This is a genomic window from Planobispora rosea, assembly GCF_014648175.1.
Taxonomy (GTDB): Bacteria; Actinomycetota; Actinomycetes; order Streptosporangiales; family Streptosporangiaceae; genus Planobispora; species Planobispora rosea.
In genome coordinates, this window is sequence record NZ_BMQP01000001.1 from 36561 (window position 1) to 57069 (window position 20509).

At 74.2% G+C, this 20509-nt stretch carries 17 protein-coding genes; 7 read left to right on the forward strand and 10 right to left on the reverse strand.

Annotated elements, in window-relative coordinates; all coding sequences use genetic code 11:
• Position 1: 1 nt before the first annotated feature.
• A complete protein-coding gene (locus tag IEZ08_RS00160) occupies positions 2-841 on the forward strand; it encodes an ABC transporter ATP-binding protein (RefSeq protein WP_084779652.1) in 840 nt (279 codons plus the stop codon).
• Here IEZ08_RS00160 and IEZ08_RS00165 read toward each other — a convergent pair whose 3' ends face one another.
• Entirely contained in the window at positions 842-1615 is a 774-nt protein-coding gene (locus tag IEZ08_RS00165) for an SDR family oxidoreductase (RefSeq protein WP_068921878.1), read from the reverse strand.
• Between the two features lie 98 nt (positions 1616-1713).
• Here IEZ08_RS00165 and IEZ08_RS00170 point away from each other — a divergent pair, with 98 nt between their 5' ends.
• Positions 1714-2538 (forward strand): TIGR03619 family F420-dependent LLM class oxidoreductase, encoded by an 825-nt coding sequence (locus IEZ08_RS00170; protein ID WP_068921879.1) that lies wholly within the window; start codon positions 1714-1716, stop codon positions 2536-2538.
• A gap of 23 nt (positions 2539-2561) precedes the next feature.
• Here IEZ08_RS00170 and IEZ08_RS39230 read toward each other — a convergent pair whose 3' ends face one another.
• Positions 2562-4361 carry a CHAP domain-containing protein gene (locus IEZ08_RS39230; protein ID WP_229802818.1) on the reverse strand — a complete coding sequence of 600 codons (1800 nt, stop codon included), beginning with the start codon at positions 4359-4361 and terminating at the stop codon, positions 2562-2564.
• A 392-nt stretch (positions 4362-4753) separates the two neighbouring features.
• On the opposite strand from IEZ08_RS39230, the gene IEZ08_RS00180 reads away from it, so the two are divergent.
• Entirely contained in the window at positions 4754-5386 is a 633-nt protein-coding gene (locus IEZ08_RS00180) for a PaaI family thioesterase (RefSeq protein ID WP_068928471.1), read from the forward strand.
• 34 nt (positions 5387-5420) lie between these two features.
• On the opposite strand, the gene IEZ08_RS00185 is transcribed toward IEZ08_RS00180, so the two are convergent.
• The 7 genes from IEZ08_RS00185 to IEZ08_RS00215 all read right to left on the reverse strand — a co-directional run bounded on the left by IEZ08_RS00185 (position 5421) and on the right by IEZ08_RS00215 (position 14671).
• Positions 5421-7190, reverse strand: coding sequence for an alpha/beta fold hydrolase (locus IEZ08_RS00185; protein ID WP_189241417.1), 1770 nt, complete (start codon positions 7188-7190; stop codon positions 5421-5423).
• A gap of 72 nt (positions 7191-7262) precedes the next feature.
• Entirely contained in the window at positions 7263-8012 is a 750-nt protein-coding gene (locus IEZ08_RS00190; protein ID WP_068921882.1) for a glucose 1-dehydrogenase, read from the reverse strand.
• A gap of 28 nt (positions 8013-8040) precedes the next feature.
• Positions 8041-10341 carry an acetate--CoA ligase family protein gene (locus IEZ08_RS00195; protein ID WP_229802819.1) on the reverse strand — a complete coding sequence of 767 codons (2301 nt, stop codon included), beginning with the start codon at positions 10339-10341 and terminating at the stop codon, positions 8041-8043.
• Positions 10342-10350: 9 nt separating this feature from the next.
• A complete protein-coding gene (locus tag IEZ08_RS00200) occupies positions 10351-11919 on the reverse strand; it encodes a class I adenylate-forming enzyme family protein (protein ID WP_068921883.1) in 1569 nt (522 codons plus the stop codon).
• A gap of 91 nt (positions 11920-12010) precedes the next feature.
• Positions 12011-12358 (reverse strand): VOC family protein, encoded by a 348-nt coding sequence (locus tag IEZ08_RS00205; protein ID WP_189241418.1) that lies wholly within the window; start codon positions 12356-12358, stop codon positions 12011-12013.
• Positions 12355-12717 carry a Zn-ribbon domain-containing OB-fold protein gene (locus tag IEZ08_RS00210; RefSeq protein ID WP_068921885.1) on the reverse strand — a complete coding sequence of 121 codons (363 nt, stop codon included), beginning with the start codon at positions 12715-12717 and terminating at the stop codon, positions 12355-12357. The genes IEZ08_RS00205 and IEZ08_RS00210 overlap by 4 nt, the downstream gene beginning before the upstream one ends.
• A 103-nt stretch (positions 12718-12820) precedes the next feature.
• Positions 12821-14671 carry a serine/threonine-protein kinase gene (locus IEZ08_RS00215; protein WP_189241419.1) on the reverse strand — a complete coding sequence of 617 codons (1851 nt, stop codon included), beginning with the start codon at positions 14669-14671 and terminating at the stop codon, positions 12821-12823.
• 285 nt (positions 14672-14956) lie between these two features.
• Between IEZ08_RS00215 and IEZ08_RS00220 the strand changes: the two genes are divergently transcribed.
• The gene (locus IEZ08_RS00220; protein ID WP_068921887.1) at positions 14957-15589 is read left to right on the forward strand and encodes an isochorismatase family protein; all 633 of its coding nucleotides are present in this window, start codon (positions 14957-14959) and stop codon (positions 15587-15589) included.
• Positions 15577-16314, forward strand: a complete 738-nt coding sequence (locus IEZ08_RS00225; protein ID WP_189241420.1) for an SDR family NAD(P)-dependent oxidoreductase — start codon at positions 15577-15579, stop codon at positions 16312-16314. The genes IEZ08_RS00220 and IEZ08_RS00225 overlap by 13 nt, the downstream gene beginning before the upstream one ends.
• Positions 16315-16433: 119 nt before the next feature.
• On the opposite strand, the gene IEZ08_RS00230 is transcribed toward IEZ08_RS00225, so the two are convergent.
• Positions 16434-17837 carry a serine hydrolase domain-containing protein gene (locus tag IEZ08_RS00230; RefSeq protein ID WP_189241421.1) on the reverse strand — a complete coding sequence of 468 codons (1404 nt, stop codon included), beginning with the start codon at positions 17835-17837 and terminating at the stop codon, positions 16434-16436.
• A gap of 28 nt (positions 17838-17865) precedes the next feature.
• Between IEZ08_RS00230 and IEZ08_RS00235 the strand changes: the two genes are divergently transcribed.
• A complete protein-coding gene (locus IEZ08_RS00235; RefSeq protein ID WP_068921889.1) occupies positions 17866-18789 on the forward strand; it encodes a cyclase family protein in 924 nt (307 codons plus the stop codon).
• Positions 18790-19197: 408 nt separating this feature from the next.
• Complete coding sequence (locus IEZ08_RS00240; RefSeq protein ID WP_176728411.1) at positions 19198-20502, forward strand: EAL domain-containing protein; 1305 nt, start codon at positions 19198-19200, stop codon at positions 20500-20502.
• Positions 20503-20509 lie beyond the last annotated feature (7 nt).

The following is a 20509-nucleotide window of genomic DNA, read 5'->3' on the forward strand; positions in this document are numbered from 1 at the left end:
GATGAGCGGCGAGACCGGTGTGGAGAGGGACGGCGGGACGGGCGTGAACGGTGGGACGGGGGTGAGCGGCGGAGAGGGTGTGAGCGGAGGGACGGGTACGGCGCTGACGGTGGAGGCGGTCTCGGTGTCCTTCGGTGGTGTCCGCGCGCTCAGCGACGTCTCGTTCGAGGTGCCGCCGGGGCAGGTGTGCGGGGTGATCGGGCCCAACGGCGCGGGCAAGACCACGCTGTTCGACGTCATCTCCGGGCTGCGCCGGCCGGTCTCCGGCTCCGTCTCGGTGGCGGGCCGCGACACCACGGCCGTCCCGGCGGTACGGCGCGCCCGCGGCGGGTTGCGCCGTACCTTCCAGCGGACCCAGGTGTTCGGCCGGCTGACCGTGGCCGACAACGTGCTGGCCGCGATGGAGTGGCGCGGGGGCGGCGGCGGTCTCCTGGCCGACCTGGCCGGCTGGCCCGCCCGGCGGAGGCTGGAGCGCGAACGCAGGCGGCGGGTGGAGGAGGTGCTCGCCCTGTGCGGGCTGACCGAGCTGCGCGACGCCTACGCGGCCTCCCTGCCCGTCGGCCAGCGCCGCCTGGTCGAGCTGGCCCGCGCCCTGGCCGACGATCCCGCGCTGCTCCTGCTCGACGAGCCGACCTCCGGCCTCGACGCCGACCAGACCGCCCGCCTCGGCGAGGTCGTCCGGTCGCTGGACACCACGACGCTGCTGGTCGAGCACGACATGGGCTTCGTCATGGAGGTCTGCGACCGCCTCGTCGTCCTCGACCTCGGCAGGGTCATCGCCGTCGGGACCCCCGCCGAGATCCGCGACGACCCCGCCGTCCGCGCCGCCTATCTCGGCTGATCAGGTGAACAGCTGACCGGCGTTGACGTCGAGGGTGGCGCCGGTGATGGAGCGGGCCCGGTCCGAGGCGAGGAAGACGATCGCGCGGGCGACGTCCTCCTCGGTGGCGATCCGGCGCAGCGCCGTCGCGCTCAGGTCGCGGGCCAGGACGTCCTGGTAACCGACGCCCTCGGCTGCGGCCCGGACGCGCATCCAGTCGTCCAGGACCTCGCTGGCGATCCAGCCGGGGGCGACGCAGTTGACCCGCACGCCGTACGGGCCGAGCTCGTCGGCCAGGCAGTGGGAGAGCAGGTGCGCGGCGGCCTTCCCGGCGGCGAAGTCGCTGCGGCCCGCGTAACCCTTCCGGGACGACATGGAGGTCACGTTCACGATCGCGCCCTCGCCCCGCTCGACCATCAGGGGGGCGAGGAAGCGGCAGGCGAGCAGGGTGCCGTACGCTCCGATGTCGACCGCCGCGCGCCAGGAGGCCAGGTCGGCGGGGGACATCTCCAGCACGTTCTTGCGGTGGGTGCCCGGGAACGCCGCGTTGACCAGGACGTCCAGGCGGCCGAAGCGCCCGGTGACGGCGGCGGCGAGGGCCTCGACGTCCGCGGGGCTGGTGACGTCGGCGGGCACGGCCATAGCGCCGGGGACCTCGGCGGCGATTTTCTCGACGGTGGCGGCGGTGCGGGCGGCGACCACGACGGAGGCGCCCTCGGCGGCCATCAGCCGGGCCAGCGTCCGGCCCAGGCCGGGCCCCGCCCCGGTGATGACCGCGACCTTTCCGTGCAGCATCCGGCCTGCCTCCGGTGGTGGGTGGGCTCACTGTGCTGTACGAGGATACCAAGCGTGCGATAGGTTGGTTAAGAGGCCGGACGCGAGGCGGAGGCGGGATGAGATTCGGAGTGCCGCTCGGACTGCTCCACCCCGACGCGTGGAAGGACGTCGCGGTCGCGGCGGACGAGCTCGGGTTCGAGTCGGTATGGCTCCCCGAGCACCTCGTCTTCACCACCGACCTGTCGCTCGCGGTCTACCCGGGGACCGACAAGCCCGGGATCTCACCGGGCACGCCGCTGTTCGACGCCCCGGCCTACCTCTGCTGGCTGGCCGGGCTCACCTCGCGCGTCCGGCTGGGCACCGCCGTCCACCTCTACGCCCTGCGGCATCCGTTCGTCTCGGCACGGGCGTTCGCCACCCTCGACCGGGTCTCCGGAGGCCGGGCGATCTGCGGGGTCGGCGCGGGATGGTACGAGGGGGAGTGGCGGGCGACCGGGGTGGACTTCGCCACCCGCGGCGCCCGGCTGGACGAGGCGATCGAGGTGACCCGGCGGCTCTGGTCGGAGCCGGTCGTCGCGCACTCGGGCCGCTTCTACGCCTTCCCCGAGGTGGCCTTCGAGCCCAAGCCGGTCCAGGACCGGCTGCCGATCCTGGCCGGAGGGGAGTCGGGGGCCGCGCTGCGCCGCGCGGCGAGGCTGTGCGACGGCTGGATCAGCATGCCCCATTCACTCGGTACGGTGCGCCCCCAGCTCGACAGGCTCTCCGCCCTCCTCGGAGACCGCCCGTTCTCGGTCACCGTCCACGCCTACGAGCTCACCGGTCCCGCCGAGATCCCCGAGTGGGAGAAGCTCGGCGTCGACCGGATGATCGTCCGCCCCTGGCGGCGCAGCCGCGACGCGGTCGCCGCCCTGGCCGCCTTCGCCGCCGACTACGGGGTCTGACCCCCGGCGGCGCCAGGGCGCGGTCAGGCGCCCACCGGCAGCTCCGCGCGGTGCTCCGCCCGGCGACGACCCCGGTAGCCGCCGGGAGCGGGGAGGGCGTCGTACCGGGGAGCGGCAACCTCGTGTGGGGGGCCGGGAACGTCGTTCCGGGTGCTGAGGACGTCGTGCTCCGGAGCGAGGACGTCGTGCCCGGCGGGAACACCGCTGTGCCCGGCGGAGGCGCCGCCGCGCTCTGCCGGGGCGCCGCTGTGCTCTGTCAGGGCGCCGCTGTGCCCGGCGAGCAGCGGGACGGCCGGGACGGTCGTGCTGACGGCGGGTTCGGCGCGGCGGTGGCGCCGGCCCCGCAGCGGGGCGTCCTGCACGAAGGTCGAGGTCTCGGCGCGCCGGTGACGCCGCCCGCGCAGCGGGGCGTCCTGTGTGAACGTCGAGGACTCCATGACCGGACGCTCATGGGCGACCGGGCGCTCCTGGAGGCGGCGCCTGCCCTGATAGGGGAGCCGGGGCCGCTCGGCGGGCGTCTCCCCGGCGGGGGGGAGCACCTGGGCGGTGAGGGATTCCCCGGTGCGGACGGTGCCCCGGAAGACGAGGGTCCCCTGGACGGCGGGCGTCTCCGCGACGGCGGGCGTCTCCGCGACGGCGGAACCGGTGCTCACCGGCTCGGGAGCGGTCAGAGCGGTGAGGACGACGGAGGTGTCCCGGACGGCGCGGCGGCGGCCGGGGGCGCGGCGCCGGCCGCCGGAGCGGTGCGAACCGGCCCGGCGGGACAGGCGTCCGGCGGGTTCCGCGCTCCTCGGGCCTCCCGCGAAGGACAGGCGCAGGCCGGACTGCCTGGCCTTGGCGTGGGCGATGATCGCGGCGGCGAGCAGGACCGGGCCGATCACGGCGGGGGTGCCCAGGTCGGCGGTGGTCGTGGCCAGGTCGCCGCTCGACGCGGTGGGGGTCACGGCGAGAGCGCTGGTGTCGGCCGCGGCGGGTTTGGCGTGCTTGCCCGCCGCGGGGCGTCCGGCGGAGGCCTTCGGCTGGGCGGCGGCCGTGGCGGTGCCCTCGGAGGATCCCCCGGCCTCCGACGATTTCGACGACCCTGAGGACTTCGAGGATCCGGAGGAGGAGGCGGCCTCACCGGTCCCGGCCGTCCCGGTGGCGGGTCCGGAGGCCTTCGCAGAAGTGGTCTTCTCGGCGGTCGCGGCCGTCGCCGGGGCGGGTTCCTGCGCCGTCTCGGCTTCCCCGTCCACGAGGGTCGGCGTGGTGAGGATGGAGACCAGGTCGGGCCGGGGCAGCAGGGACACGAAGTTGTCCGGCGCGGTGCCGGTGGCGGCGGTGGTGGTGGAGGCGGTGGTGACCTCCTGCTTCTCGGCCGCCTGCGCGTCCAGCCGGGCCTTGATCTTCTCCGGGTAGCCGTATCCCACGACCTTGCTCGTGTCGCGCTCCTTGCGCTTGGCGACACCGCCGTCGATGTTGCCCTCGATGGTGTGGATGGTCCCGCCGTCCACCTTGGTGACGATCCCGACGTGGTCGATGTTGTCGATCGAGCGAGAGCCGCCCCAGTCGAAGAACACGATGGCTCCGGGCTTGGGGGTGGTGCCCCAGGCGCCCTGCTCCCGGAACCACTCGGCGTGGTAGACGGTGTAGGCGAACTGGCCGATCCAGTCCTCGTAGCCGAGCTTCTTGGCCGCCCAGGACAGGTACATGTCGCACCAGGGGGCCGCGGAGTAGTCCGCGTCGAACTCGACGGTCCTGCCGTACCAGTCGCCGAACTTGGTGTAGCCGCCGCTCTTCTCGGCGTATCCGAGCTCGCTCTCCAGCAGCTCGATGAACTTCTGCATCTCAGGGATCATGGGAAGTGGGGAACCTCGGAACCTCTCCGAGCCCGCAAGGCATGGTCGCGCCGCCCCGCGACCGGGCTGTAAAGAGGTTGGGTCGAACGATGGCGCGTTCACGCGGACCGGCCCACAGGGGCGATCGGGGTGCGTGTGGCGGCACCATTGGCCTGTTGTCTTCCGTGGGCAGGGAGGCTACCTGGACAAAAGAACTGGTCAAGACGGACCAAAGCCATCGCCAAGACGCCCTGGGATCGGAAGAAGCGCGCAAAACCCCACGTCAGCGGTCTTTAGTGGATTTTTACACAGATGCCGCTATAAGCAAAAAGATCTACCGATGTCCGCTCCTGAGTGGCCTGCCGAATGGGATTCTATAGAACGTGTTCTACTATGGCGGCATGACGCCCGACCTCGCCTCCGCCGGAAACGCCGAGGCCCGTCAGGCCGCGCTGGCCACGCTCGGCGGGCAGACCCGCGAGCTGATCGACGCGGTCGTGCTGACCGACGTCCCCGAGGACGAGATCACCGCCGTCACCGCGGAACTGGCCGCCCTGACCGGACGCCTCCGCACGCTTCAGCGCACCGCGCCGCAGTCGTTCGAGGCCGGGCCGGACGGCGTCCCCCGGCACCCGGGCAACGCGGTGATCGGCTCGGCCAACCCGCACGCGCTCCCCCTCATCGTCGAGAGCACCCCCGAGCGCACGGTCCGCGCCGAGCTGGCCTTCCGCCCCTCCCACGAGGGCCCGCCCGGCTGGGTCCACGGCGGTGTCAGCGCGATGATCCTGGACCACCTGCTGGGCCACGCCGCCGCGGTGGCCGGGTCCCCCGGCATGACGGGCACGCTGAGCGTGCGCTACCGCAGGCCGGTGCCGTACGGCGAGCCGCTGCTGGCCACCGCCGAGCACACCCGCTCGGAGGGGCGGAAGACCTGGGTCGAGGGCCGCATCGCCCTGCCGGACGGGACCGTGCTCGTCGAGGCGACCGGCCTGTTCATCACTCCGTCCGGCTGGGGCCGGTCCGGCCCGGAGTGAGCCCCTCCCGCCGGGGATCCGTCGGAGGGACCCGCTAGACGGGAATCCGCGCGGTGAAGGGCCGCCCGCCGAAGGTTCCGGAGACCGGGACGGGGTCCAGCGGGCGGAAGGCGGGCCAGGAGAGGGTCACCTCGTCGCCGCCGGCCGTCAGCCGGGCCGTCGCGGTCCCGTCCGGAGCCAGGACGATCTGGCCGCTCACCGCCACGTCACGGACGAAGGAGACCTCTTCCAGGCGGATGGTCGCCGCCTTGTCGTCGAAGACCAGCTTCCCGCCGCGCAGGCCGGCCTCCTCCTTCAGCGCCCGGTAGGACCCCGAGCCGGGGTCACGCCTGATCACGGCATCGGCCGCCGTGGCGAACGCGGCGACGACGCGGCGGTCGAGGCCGCCGGCCGCCGGCAGATCTCCCGCGGTCCGGGGGAAGGCCGCGATCGGGCGGTATGTCCGCGCGTCGCAGGACCGGGGCAGCTCACCGGGGTCGGCGAGGAAGGCGCGCAACGCCTCGCGGGCGCAGGGCACGCTGAGCGTCGTGCTGTGACCGCCGCCGGCGACGCGCAGCAGGGAGCCGTGCGGGAAGTACCGGGCGACCTCGGCGGGGGTGTGGGTGTCGTAGTCCCCGGCCACCGTCGCGGTCGGCACGTCGGGGTGGTCGGCGCGGGGCGGGACCGGGGGGTTCTTGCGGGGGGTCGGCCAGTGGACGCACCAGTCGGCCCACCCGGTCATGCCGCCGACCTCCGCCACGGTGAACGGCCGCAGCGGCCGCTTCGCGGCGTAGAAGCGGTCGAGCCGGCGCCGCCGCTCGGCGGCCGAGGCGTCCCGGCCGAACGGGAACTTCGCGTCACCGCACTTGTAGGCGAGCATGCCGGCGAACTGGGGTCCGCGCAGCGGCGGGACCGGCGCGGCGGCGGCGACCCCGGCCAGCCGGCGCAGCGGCAGCGGGTCGCCGCGCAGGTAGGCGGTGGCCGCCGCGTTGAGCTCGCGGCCGAACACCGGCTCGACGAGGCGGGGCAGCAGGCTCCACAGCACCTTCAGTGAGATCGCGGGATCGGGCCGGTCACGCAGCCGCCGGACGAGGGCCGACCAGGTCGCCTCGCAGTCGCGGGACGACCGGCAGGTCAGGTCGAGCAGGTCGGTACGGGCCCGGATCGGCTCGACCGCGTAGCCGCCCCTCCCCACCGGGACGAGGCTGTCGAGGAACACCCCGGCGGTGCTCTCCGGGAACCGGGCGGCGTAGGCCTGGGCGAACAGCGTCCCGTAGGAGATGCCGTAGAACGTCACCTCGGGCACGCCCAGCGCCTTGCGGACGGCGTCCATGTCGGCGACGGCCTGGTCCGTGGTGAAGAACCGGCCGCGGGCGCCCACGTGCTCGGCGCAGGCGGCGATGGTCTCCGTACGGTTCAGATCCAGCTCCGGGCAGCTCAGCGGACTGGACTTACCCAGGCCGCGGGGCTCGACGACCAGCAGGTTCTGCCGGTCCACCGTCTTCTCCAGCATGGGCAGCAGCGGCAGGGCGGGCAGCGGCCCGCCGGGGTTGGCCAGGACGGTGGACGTCGCGCCCTTCCTGGGGACCCAGGCGAAGGCCACGTCGATCCGTTCGGATCCCGGGTCGCCCCAGTCGAGCGGGACCGAGATCTGGCCCTCGCACCGCTGCGTGGCCGCGGCGCAGGCGTGGGTGGAGGGCGGGATCGCGGGGGAGGCCGACGGCGGGGGCGGAGGAGGGGGAGCGGAGGAGGGGGATGAGAGGGATGCGGCGGAGGATGCGGATGGTACGGCGAGCAACCCGGCGAGCAGAGCTGCGGCCGTCACAGTCGTCCGTAACATCCGGAGCGGCTTCCCCGGAGCCCTCCGGGGTAAACACTCCGCCGCGCATCACCGGGCTCAGTATCCGGCGCCGGTGAGCATCCCCCCGTCCACCAGGAACTCGCCGCCCGTGCAGTAGCTCGCCCGGTCCGAGGCCAGGAACGCCACCACGTGGGAGACCTCGACCGGCTTGGCGAAGCGCTTGATGACCATGGACTTGAAGAACGCCTCGGCGTCCACTTCGGCGGCGATCTCCGGGTCCGCGACCATGGCGGTGTCGATGGCCCCGGGGTGCACGGAGTTCACCCGGATCCCGAACCGGGCGAGCTCGCGGGCGGCGGCCTTGGTCACGCCGCGCACCCCGAACTTGGAGGCGGCGTAGGCGGACATGCCCTCGGCGCCGATGAAGCCCTCGACCGAGGAGATGTTCACGATCGCGCCGCCCCCGGCCGCCTTCATCGGCTCGATCACCGACTTGATCCCGAGCCAGGTGCCCTTGAGGTTCACATCGAGGATGCGGTCGTACTCCTCCAACGTCATGTCCGCGATGCGGCGAAATTTCAGGATCCCGGCGTTGTTGACCAGCACATCGAGTCTGCCGTACGCCTCGATCGTGGCGGCCACGGCCCGCTCCCAGTCCCCGGGCCGTGTCACGTCCTGGTGGACGAAGAGCGCCCCGGTCTCCTCGGCGACCGCCTTGCCCTCCTCGTCCAGCACGTCGCCGAAGGCGACCCGCGCCCCCTCCTCGGTGAACAACCGCACGTGGGACGCGCCCATCCCCCGGGCACCCCCCGTGACCAGCGCGACCTTCCCATCCAGCAGACCCATCTCAAGCTCCTCGGCTGACTCGGGCGACTCAATCGGTCCGGATGACCCGGGTGAAACGCCGCGCGGCGGCGACCGCCACCGCGGCGGCCTCCATCGAACGGTAGACGGGGATCCCGGCCTCCGCCGCGATCGCGCGGACCTCGTCCTCGACCCCGTACGGCGCGCACTCGCCGTTCCTGGTGACCAGGGTGATCCGCACCCCGGGCAGCTCCTCCTGCGTCCGGGCCAGGGCGCGGGTGTAGGCGTAGAGAGGCTCGGCGGAGGTTCCGTAGGTGAAGAAGCTCTGCACGTTGACGTGCGCCACGACGTCCGGGTACGGCCGCCGCGCCACGATCGTCCCGACGGCCTCACGCACGAGATCCGCCCGCCCGCGGGGGCCGACCGGGATCTCCAGGGGATTGGCGAGGGAACTGCCCACCCCGACCCCCAGGGCCTTCAGCCCGTCCAGAGCCTCCTGCGGCAACGCGCCGAGCGAGAGCCCGGCCCCGTCGAACACGTCCGCGGCCAGCACGCTCGCCCCGCCGCTCGGCCCGATCACCAGCACCCCGCCGTCGTCCTCGCCCGGGGCTCCGCCCCGCAGCCCCGGGGAGTCCCCGCCGGCGGCGTGACCGGTGGCCGTCCGGGAGGCGGGCCCCGCGGCGGGGCCGGAAAGGCGGGCGGCGTGGGACTGGAAGAAGGACAGGACGCCGATCAGATCGTCCTGGCCGGTCACAAGAGTGACGCCGGTCTGGTCGGCCAGGGAGCGCCAGATCCGGGCGTCGCCGACCATGCCGCCGGTGTGGGAGGCGGCGGCGCGACGGCCCTGGGCGCTCCGGCCGCCGACCAGCAACACCGCCGGCAGGCGTCCCCGTACGGACATCAGCGCCTCGAACAGGGCACGCCCGCCCCGGGGATCCTCCAGGTACATGCCGACGGCCGAGGTGTGCTCGTCGGCGGCCAGCCAGCGCAGCAGCTCGGCCGGGGCCACGTCGGCGGCGTTGCCCACCGTCGCGACCCGGCTGAACGCCAGCCCGCGCCGTTCACCGACCTTGATGACCTCTCCGGCCAGCCCGCCGCTCTGCGAGATGAGGGCGACACGGCCGGGCGGCCCCGGCTCTCCGCCGACGAAGGTCTGCCGGCCGCGCGGGCTGTAGACGCCCATGCAGTTCGGCCCGAGCAGCCGGACCCCGGCCTCGGCGGCGGCCTCGACCAGCCCGGCCTCCAGCTCGGGACGGCCCGCCTCGCCGAACCCGCCGCTCATCACCTGGACGAACGGGATGCCGCGGGCCTGCCGTACGACCTCGGCGCACCTGCCGGCGGGCACGGCGACCAGCGCGTAGTCGGCCTCCACCCCGGCCAGCGACGGCACCGCCGGCACCCCGTCGATCGCGTCCGCCTCCGGATGCACCGCCACCAGCGGCACCCCGGTCGCCTTGTAGAACTCCAGGAACATGTTGCCGAAGTTCGGCCTGCTCGTGGACGCGCCCACCACGGCCACCGCCCGGGGCTCGAACAACGCCGTGAAGTCCGTCTCCCGGGATCCGGGTGATGCCGCGGCGTCCGCCTCCGGCCGGGGGCGCGGGCGTGACGGGTCCGCCGGGAGGTAGCGGGCGTCGACCGCGATGACGCCCTTCTCCGTGGCGATCACGGGGTTCAGCTCGAACTCGCCGAGCTCCAGCCGTTCCCAGAGGCCGCCGGCCCCGCCGACCGTGACGAGCAGCTCGACCAGCGCGTCCACGTCCACCGCCGGGCGGCCCCGGTAGCCGTGCAGCAGGGCGGCGCCGCGCAGGGAGGCGAGCATCTCCCGGGCGTCGGACTCGGACACCGGGCACAGCCGCAGGGCCGTGTCGCGCATCGCCTCGGTCCAGACGCCGCCGAGCCCGGTCAGCAGCACCGGCCCGAACCCGGGGTCGTCCACGACGCCCACGATGAGCTCGACCCCGGGCGCGGCCTGCTCCTCGACCAGGAACCCGCCGGGCGTGACGCCCCGGCGGAGGAGCGACCGGAGCATCTCGGTCGCCGCCGCGCCGGCCTCGGCCGCGTCGCCGAGCCCCAGCCGTACCGCGCCGGCGTCCGACTTGTGCACCAGTCCGGGCCCGTACGCCTTGACCACCAGCGGGGGGACCAGCTCCGCGGCCGTCTCGGCGACCGCGGCGGCCAGGGCGATCGCGGCTCCCGAGGGGACGACCGCCCCGTCCCGGGACCCGGCCGCGTCCCGGGACGCCGTCTCCCGGGACAGGGACGCCGTCTCCCGGGACGCCGTCTCCCGGGACAGGGACACCGCGACGCCGCGCGGCACCGCCACCCCGCTCTCGCGCAGCAGTGCCTTGACCTCGTGCTCGGGGATCATGCGTCCCTCTCAGTCGACCAGGTGCCGGTACTTCTCGCGGATCTCGCGGCGCAGCAGTTTGCCGGGACCGCCGGAGGCGTCCTGGAAGTGGGGCAGCTCGTCGGTGATCACGATGCGGTCCGGCCGCTGGTGTCCGGGCAGGGCGTCGTCCAGCGCGAGCGCGATCTTCGAGGCGTCGAGCGAGTGGCCGGAGCGGGGGACCACCGCGAGCAGGATCTTCTGCTCGACCGCCCCGGCTCCCTCGACGTGCGCGGGCACGCCCACGACCCCGGCCTCGGCGACGTCGTCGAGCGCCACCGCGGCCTCCTCGATCGCCGAGGGCTGCGACCAGAGACCGCCCTTGAGGATGGCGTCCTCGCGGCGGCCGAGCACGGTCAGATTGCCGTCCTCGGAGAGCACGCCCAGGTCCCCGCCGACGTACCAGCCGTCGCGCAGGACCTCGGCGGTCTTGTCGGGCAGCCCGTCGTAGCCGGCCATCCGGTGCGGCCCGGCCAGGTTGATCTCACCGGTCTCGCCGACCAGCCGGGCGCCGTCCGGCCCGGTGATCCGTACCGCGTTGCCGGTGCGGGCCCGGCCGGACGAGCCGAGCGGGGTGCTGCCGTCGTCGACCCTGCCGAAACAGGTGTAGGGGGCCTCGGTCTGGCCGTAGTAGCAGTAGACGCCCGCGTCCGGCAGCCGCTCCTTCATCCGGGCCAGCAGGGCGGCCGGGAGCGGTTCGCCGCCGAGCATGATGACCCGGAGCGAGGACAGGTCGGCGGAGGCGTGGTCGTCGGAGCCGAGCAGGGCGGCGTAGAACGACGGGATCTGCGAGACGTGCGTGACCTTCTCGCGGGGGACGACCTTCAGGAAGTTCGCCGGTCCCCAGTCCTGCTCCAGCACCAGCCGCATCCCGGCGTAGAGGGCGGGCCCGACCAGGGCGGGGAAGCCGATCCCCCAGATGATCGCGCCGGTGCCGAGCACCGAGTCCTCCGTACGCGGCACGTCCAGCCAGATCTGCGCGGTGGCCAGCGACGAGGCGTGGGTGTGGACCACGGCCTTGGGCAGGCCGGTGGTCCCGGAGGTGTAGTACAGCGCCAGCGGGTCGTCCCCGGCCGCGCCCGGCTCCGGCTCCTCCTCGGAGGCCGCCGCGCTCAGCGCGTCCAGATCCACGGCGTCCTCGCCCGGCCCGCCGACCTTGATCCAGGTGGTCACTCCGGGCAGCTCCGGCCTGATCCGCGCCACGGTCTGCTCGACCGTCGAGTCGTAGACGAACGCGGTGGCGCCGGAGGCGGCGACGACCGCCTGGAGGGTCTCCACCGGCCAGTAGGGGTTGAGCGCCGCGGTGACCGCGCCGAGCTTGGCCGTCGCGAGATAGACCTCCGCCACGTGCAGCGTCTCGTTGAGCAGCGCCGCCACCCGCCGTCCCGGCTCGACCCCGGCCTCCGCCAGCGCGTGGACGCGCCGGTTGACGACCCGGTTGAGCTGCTCGTAGGTGAAGCTCTGCGTGCCGCAGTAGGTCAGCGCCACCCGGTCCGGGGTGCGCAGGGCGTTGGCGGTGAGGATGGCGTAGGCGTAGTTGCCGTAGGGGGATCGCGCCATGGTGTGACCTCCGGTTGGCTCCGGCTGGGGGACGGGAGAGGGGCGGCTGCGGCGGGAGGGGGAGGGGCGGGACCGGCCGGGGCGGGAACCGTCACGGCCGGAGGGGCGAGTAGAGGACGAAGACGTTGCCCGACGGATCGCGCAGCACGGCCCGGGTCTCGTGCGGCCCGGCCTCGGCGTCGCGCACCACCTCGGCGCCCGCCCCGGCCAGCTCCCGTACGGCCCGTGCCACGTCGCCGACCTTGTAGGACGGCGCGGTGGCCGTCCCGGCGACCTGCTCGGCGGAGGCGACGAGCGCCACCGTGGCCCCTCCGCCGTCCAGGGCCGCGAAACGGTCGCCGTCGCGGAACTTGACCGGCAGCCCGAGTGTGCCCGCGTAGAACGCGATCGCCGCCTCCAGGTCGTCGACGGGGACGAGGACGTTGCCGAGCTTGCTCACGCTGGTCTCCACTGGGGTAGGTCGTCGATGAACGTCACGCGCACCGGCATGCCGATCCGCACCCGCTCGGGCGGGCAGTCCACGACCTGCCCGAACGCGCGCACCCCTTCGGGCAGGTCGATCCAGGCCAGCACGTACGGCTCCCGCCCCCGGAACCCGGGTACGAACGAACGGTGCACCACGGTGAAGGTGTGCACGAGGCCCTCGCCCGACACGGGCTCGCAGGGGAGGTCGGCGCCGCCGCAGTGGGGGCACTCGGGGGCGGGCAGGTGCACCCGCCGGCCGCAGGCCGTGCAGCGCTGGACGAGCAACTCGCCGCGGCGGCAGGCATCCCAGTAGGAGAGCGTGTCACTGGCCATCGATCGCCAAGCTAGCGCACGCTTGGTTTACCCACAAGGTGCCGGTTCCGGCGGGATCGGGGTACTGGGTGCGGCGGGGTCGCGGCGCCGGGCTCGGCGGGGTCTAGAGTGCTGCGTCCGGCGGGACCACGGTGCCGCGCCCGATGGGTCCGTCCGGCTCCACCGGGTCGCCGGGGGGTTCCTCCACCGGGGCCCGCTCGTCGTCGCCGATCGGGTCCTCCGCCGGGTCCCCTCCCCCTTGCGGGGCGTCCGGCGTCCCGCCGGTGGGACCGGGACTGCGGCAGGGGGCGCCGGCGGCCTCCACCGTGAGCTCCTGCGCGCCGTCCGGGGCCTGCGGAGAGGTGGACACCGTGACCCGGCGCACGAGGACCTGCTCGCAGGGCGGGTCGGTGAAGCGGTGCGGGACCACCTGGACGTAGGTCTCGGAGCCGGAGAGCGTGAGGGTGCGCGGGGGCGCCTCGGTCAGCCGGTCCGGGTCCGGGCCCTCGGCGAACCGGACGGTCACGGCGACCTCCGCCGTGGTGGACGCGCGCAGGGCGATCGTGGCGCCCTGCCCGTCGATCCCGGCCACGGCCAGGCCGCTGACCGTGTGGCGGGGTCCGGACGGTTTGGGGGAGCCGGAAACGCGTGTGCCGGTCGGGGAGGGGGGAGGGGGCGAGGAGGGTCCGCCGGTCGGGGTCGGGAACGCGCTCGGGCGGGTGGTGGGGGCGGGGGGGCCCGCCGGAGTCGCCGGTGAGCGGTCCTGCGCCGCGACGGAGGACCGGGCCGGGACGGGGGCCGGCGCGGAGGTCCCTCCCGAGGGCACGGGGCTGCCGGCGGCGACGTCCCGGGACCGCCGCGGCCCCGGCGGGGAGTCCGCCGTCCCCCGGGGCGCGCCGCCCCTGCCCGCCTCGGGAGCGCCCGGCCCGGGGGTGAAGACCGTGTCCGAGGCGATCGGGTCGTTGGGCCGCCCGGCGGAGATCAGCGCGGTGGCGACCGCGACGGTCATCACGCTCGCCGCGGCCACCAGCCGGGTCCCGGGCCGCCGCGTGGGGCGCAGCCTGCCCATCCGGCCCAGCACGCTCCGCGCGACCGCGGCGCCCGCCCGCGGCGCGGCCCTGGCCAGCGGGAAGGCCAGCGCGAGCAGGGTGGCCAGCTCGGCGAGGTGCCGCCGGCCGCGCTGCTCCCACTGCGGACCGTAGCCCGCCAGCGCGGCTGCCTCCACCTCGGCGAGGAAGGCCCGGGCCGTCGGCGGACGGTCCACCGGATCCTTGGCCAGGCCGCGTGCCACCACCCGCCGTACCGGTTCGGGGACGGCCTCCACCGGGATCGGTGCGGTCCGGTGCCGCTCCGACAGCGCGGCGGGGTGGTCGGCCCGGTACGGCGTGCGTCCGGTGAGGCACTCGAAGAACACGCAGGCGGCGGCGTAGACGTCGGCCGCCGGGCCCGCCGGATGCCCGGACCACCGTTCGGGCGCCAGGTAGGGCGGCGCGCCCGCGGGCCCGCCCGGCTCCCCGGCCGGTACGGCGATGCCGACGTCCGAGAGCTTGCTGGTCCCGTCCGCCTGGACCAGCACGTTCTCCGGCCTGCAGTCGCGGTGCGCGATGCCCAGCGCGTGGGCCTTGGACAGGCCCAGCAGCACGCTCCTGAGGACGGCCAGGGCCGCCTCCGGGCTCGTCGTGCGGCGTTCGGCGAGGAGCTTGCGGAGCGGCACGCCGTCGACCAGTTCCATCACGATCGCGGCGTCGAGCACGTCTTCGTAGTACTCGTACAGCCTGACCACGTTCGGATCGTCGATCTCGACCAGGGCCCGCGCCTCCCGGCGGAGCCGCCGCAGGAAGCCGGGGTCGTCCTTCATGGTGGCGTTGAGATACTTGATGGCCACGTAGGCGCCGGTCTCGATGTAGGTGGCGAGCACGACGCGGCCGCCGCTCCCCGTGCCGAGTTCCCGAACCTCACGGTATCCCGGAACCATTCAGTCCCCTTCCGAGTGCCCTCTCCGAGCGCCCTCGCCTCAGGGATGCCGGGTGGATCCCCGCCGTGGCGGAGATTCACCATGGCGAAGATTCACCACGGCGGAGATTCATCTGACATCCCTTGTTCGACGGTCTCACCCCGGGAGTCGGTTGTCATGCTTCGCGAACTTTGGCGGAATGCGATTCGGGGGTAACGATGAGTAGAAGACCGTTCGGTCGCCGGCGTGCTACCCTCTACCGGTAACCAAGCAAGCGCTCGTGTCAGATTCGGGTGTGGAGGCTGGATGCCGGTCGATCTGGGGTCCATGGCCGCGCCGGGCCGTACCGCGGTGCTGGTCATGGAGATGCAACGCGGGGTCGTCGGCGACCTGACGAGGTTCCCGGAACTGGCGGAGGTGTGCGAGCGCCGCGGCGTGGTCGCCGGGGCCGCCGCGGTCCTGGCCGCCGCGCGCGCCGCGGGGATCCCGGTGATCCACTGCACCGCCGCCTTCCGCGCCGACCGCGCCGGGTCGCACACGGACAACTGCCCCTTCATCACCGCCCTGCTGAAGGACCCCGCCCACATGCTGGAGGGCACCGGGGCCGTCGAGGTGCTGCCCGCCCTGCTCGGCCCCGGGGACCTGGAGTCGCGCCGCCACCACGGCTTCTCCCCGTTCACCGGGACGTCGCTGGACATGACCCTGCGCTCCCTCGGCGTCTCGACCGTCGTCGCCGTCGGGCTCTCACTGAACCTCGGCATCCCCGGCCTCGCCCTGGAGGCGGTCAACCTGGGCTACCGGGTGGCGGTGGTGACCGACGCGGTGGCCGGGGTGCCGGACGACTACGCGCAGGCCGTACTGAGGAACACCGTCAGCCTGCTGGCCGCGCGGGTGACCTCCGCCGAGCTCGCGGAGGTGTGGGAACGGTGCGCGGCCTGAACCTGGACGGCCGGACGGCCGTCGTCACCGGCGGGGCCGGGGCCATCGGCGCCGCGATCTGCGGCGACCTCGCCTCGCTCGGCGCCCGCGTCGTCGTCGCCGACATCGACGAGCCCGCCGCCGCCCGGATCGCGGCCTCCCTCGACGGCGCCGCGCACCTGGCGGTCGACCTCGCCGACCCGGCGTCCATCGAGGCGTTCTGCGCCTGGACCGGGCCGGTGGACATCCTGGTCCACAACGCCGGGGTGTCGATCGTGGAGCCCTTCGTCACCAGCGACCCGGAGAACTGGGACCTGATGTGGCGGGTCAACCTGCGGGCCCCGATGCTGCTGACCAAGCTCCTGCTGCCCGGCATGGTCGAGCGGGGGTGGGGGCGGCTGGTCTTCATCTCCTCCGACGGGGCCAGGGCGGGATCGGGGGGCGAGGGGGCCTACGCGGCGACCAAGGCGGGACTGTTCGGCCTGGCCAAGACCCTCGCCCGGGAGGCGGCCCGGGGGAGCGTGACCTCGAACGTGGTCTGCCCCGGGCCGACCGACACCCCGATGCTGCGCCGGGTCGACGCCGAGAAGCCGGGACTGGTCGACAAGATCGCCAGGGGCATCCCGCTGCGCCGCCTGGGCACTCCCGAGGACGTCGCCGGGCTCGTCGCCTACCTCTGCACCGACAGGGCGGCCTACGTCACGGGCCAGGTCCTGTCGGTCAGCGGCGGCGTCACGATGCATTGAACCGGCGCGTGGCGGGCCGGGAGGCGGCGTGGCCGTACGCGCCGGCGACCGCCGGCGCGCAGGCGCGCGTCCGGACGGCGCCGCAGGCGTGCGCCTGCGCGCCGGAGCGCGCCCCCGTGTCAGCGGGCCGCCTGCCCGAGCGCGTCGTAGACGGCCTCGGCGAGGTGGTAGGCGCGCATGCTGCCGGAGACGGCGTTGGCCATCTTGTTCATCGTGTACCCCATGGCCAGCCCGTGCTCCACGTCGCCCAGGCCGAGGAACCCGCCCATGCCGGTGTGGCCGAAGGCGGTCCCGGCGCCCCGGGGAGGCGTGAGGAAGGTCAGGGCCGGGCGCATGTACCCCAGGCCGAAGGAGCTGTCGACGAACAGCACCCGGTCCGGCCCGTGGACCCGGCGCCGCACGGCGTCGCGGAGCGTCTCGGGGCGCAGGATCCGCCCGGCGACCAGTTCCCGGTAGAACCCGGCCAGGCCCCGCGCCGTGGTGACGACGCCCATCGCGGGCCAGCCCGCCCGCAGGATGACCGGGTGGTTGGCGCCGCCGGGCAGCCTGTGGACCGCGGGGTTGCCCAGGGCCCTGTTCATCAGGCTGTCCTTGTCCAGGGAGGCCCTGGCCATCTCGTAGATCGGGTCGCCCGGCCCCCGGCCCGGAAGCTCGGCCACGGAGGGGGACGCGGGCGCTCCGGCGTCGGTCTCCGCCGGGGCGGGCGGTTCTCCGACCCCGGACGCTCCGACCCCGGACGCTCCGACCCCGGACGCTCCGACCCCGGACGCTCCGGCCCCCGAGTCTCCGGCCCCCGAGTCTCCGGCCGGGCCGGACGCTCCGGGTCCCCCGGCGCCGCCCGGCCGTACCCGGTCCCCGGCGGACAGGCGAGCCGCCCGCGCCGCCACGTCGTCCGGAGCCCCGAGCCACAACTCCAGTCCCAGCGGCCCGGCGATCTCGGTGGCCACGATCTCGCCCACGCTCTTGCCCGACACCCGGCGGACCACCTCGCCGAGGAGGAACCCGTAGGTCAGCGCGTGATAGCCGTGCGCGGTGCCCGGCTCCCAGATCGGCTCCTGACGGGCCAGGCGATCGGCGATGGCCGCGTGGTCCTCGAACTCCTCCACCGGGACCGGGTCCTCGACCGTCGGCAGCCCGGCCTGGTGGGTGAACAGGTGCTCGACGGTGATCCGCTCCTTGCCGCGCCGCCCGAACTCCGGCCAGACGTCGGCGACCGGCGCCGTCACGTCGAGCAGCCCGCGCTCGGCCAGCAGCAGCGCGGCCGTCGCGGTCACCGCCTTGGTGCAGGAGTAGGCCAGCGCGGGGGTGTGGTGCTCCCAGGCGCGTCCGGTGCGCCGGTCGGCGACCCCGCCCCACAGGTCCACCACCGCCGCGCCGTCCAGGTAGACCGCGAACGCCGCGCCCAGTTCCGACCCGTCGGCGAAGTGCCTGTCGAACACCTCGCGGACCCGGGCGAAGCGGGGATCGCACCGCCCGCTCGTCGTCGTGCCGGGGTGCTCCCGGACCTCGTCATCCGCTGTCATTACCGTCCTCAGGGAAGTGAGCAATCGCTTGGTTAACGAGCCTAACAACTGGGGCCGCTTCGGCCCAGACGATCAGCGTGGCACCCTCAACCTCCTGACGCCCGCCACGGTCCTGGCCGCCCTCGCCTCGGCCGTCACCGGACAGGTGCTCAGCCTGGCGATGCCGATCAGGGGCGCCACCTCCTCCGCCGCCCCGGCGACGGTCCCGCACCTGCGGGGCCGCCCGCTCCCGCAGCACTTCATGTCGATCGACGGCGGCGACTACGCGGCGGGCACCCGCCCGGCCGGGGCCGGGCTCCGCATGGCCGACGACGCCGTCGTCGTCACCCCGCACGGCACGACCACCCACATGGACGCGCTGTGCCACATGTGGGCGGGGGAGGAGCTCTACAACGGTCACCCCGCCGCCCGGGTCAGATCGTACGGCGCGACCCGCTGCGGCATCGAACACGCCGGGGGCGTCGTGGCCCGGGGGGTCCTCTTCGACGTCCCCCGGCATCTGGGACTCGACCACCTCCCGGCGGACTTCCGCGTCTCCGCCGAGCTGCTGGCCGAGATCTGCGACGACGTACGGCCCGGCGACGCGGTGGTGATCCGCACCGGCTGGCCGCTGACCTGGCAGGAGTCCCCGCAGGAGTACTGGTCGGGCCAGCCCGGCCTGTCCGCCGGCGCGGGCCGCTGGCTCGCCGCCCGCGACGTCTCCGTGGTCGCCTCCGACAACGCGGCCATCGGCGGCCTCAACGACCGGCAGCTCGCCGACGAGGGGCTGGAGGACGACCTGCACCTGATCCTGCTCTGGCGGCACGGCGTCCACCTGGCGGAGATGCTCTGGCTGGAGGAACTGGGCGCGGCGTGCGCGGGCCGTACGGGGAGGGACTTCGTCTTCGTCGCGGCCCCGTTGAAGATCGAGGGGGGTACGGGCAGCCCCATCACCCCCCTGGCGATCCTCTGAGGGCCCCGGCGCCGCGGGCCGGTGATGGTCCATGAGATTTCGGGTCAAGTGGGGACGGGCGCGGCCGATGGGACGACGCAGGCAGAACCTGCCCTGCCGTCGCCGGGAACGTGCCACCGGCCGGCGTGCGGAGCCGACCGTTTCCCCGGCACCCATGTCCCCGAGGAGGGGGGCCCGACCATGTCAGAAGATCGTTCTACTCGGTGGATTCTCTGGGAGCGTCCGGAGGGTCCTCCTGGCTCGGGTCCGGCCCGCTCGGAGCCCACGTTGTGGGGGAGGGCGCGGCAGGCCATCGGCGCGGGCGGGGGGGCCGCGCACCCCGCGCCGGGTCACGGGGCGGGCCCCGGGTCCCCGCCCGTCTCCGGCGCCCTGGTCGTGCCGCCGAGGGACTCCGCGCCGGGACGGGACGTGATCCCTTCGGCACGGGTGCCGCACGAGCACGCGCTGGGGATCACCCAGCACACCGACCTGATCAACTGGATCATCGACAACCGCCAGGTGGAGGTGGAGTTCCAGCCGGTGCTGGACGTGGTCCACAACCAGGTGGTGGGCTTCGAGGCGCTCAGCCGCGGCCCGCAGAACTCGCCGCTGCGGGCCCCGGACCGGCTGTTCTCCGCGGCGCGGGCGGTGGGCCGCGCCGGTGAGCTGGACTGGATCTGCCGTGCCGAGGCGTTCCGGCAGATGCTGGCCCGCCGGTTCCCGGGGGCGGTGTCGCTGTTCGTCAACGTCGCCTCCGACTCGCTCATCGTGGAGTGCCCGGAGGACCTGCTCCCGACGGTGTGGGAGGCGACCCGCGAACTCCGGGTGCTCGTCGAGCTCTCCGGTGACGCGATGGGCCGCTACCCCCGGCAGGTGCTGGAGACGGTACGGCGCGCCCGCGCCGCCCGCTGGGGCGTGTCGATCGGCGACATCGAGTTCAGCGAGGCGGGCATGGCGATGCTGCCGGTGCTGGAGCCCGACGTGGTCAAGCTCGACCACCACCTGCTCACCTACGGGCGGGCGTACGCCGGCCAGGCGGTGGCGGCGGCGCTGGGCGAGGTCCAGCACACCGGGGCGACGCTGCTGGTGGAGAACGTCGAGGACCAGTCGGGCTTCATGATGGGCCGCAGCCTGGGCGGCAACTACCAGCGCGGATACTTCCACGGCCGTCCCGGCGCGCTGCCCGACGGCCTGTCCATGCCCAAGGCGCCCATCCGCCTGCGCGAGGTCTCCGGCGGCGACGACGTGTCCTTCTGGGACCGGGCCGTCGAGTCCGGCGCGCACGTTTCCAGCGGGCTGGCCTGGGACGAGGTCAACACCATCACCCTGACCATGGCCGGTCCCCTCGCCCAGTCGCCGGTGCCCCCGGTCGTCGGGTTCCTGATGCCCGAGAACCACAGCTGGAACACCGAGCTGGCCGTCGTCTACCGCATCCTGCTGGCCCGCTGCCCGCTGACGCTGGTGCTGGGCTCGGACGTGGCGCAGCACAGCAACTGGCGGGTCCGGGGGGCGAACCTTCCCGATCACCATCCGCTGCTGACCCACGGCTTCCTGATCGCCCTGTCGTCCACCTCCGCGCTGGTGGTGATGGCCCGCAGCCAGGACGCCGTCAGGGACACGTGGGAGGTGGCCATCAGCGAGAGCCGCGAGCTGGCCCGTGAGCTGCTGCGCCACACCACGGACCTCATCGACAACCTGGAGGGGGGTGTGCGTCACGGCGCCGAGGCGGCGTGACGCACAC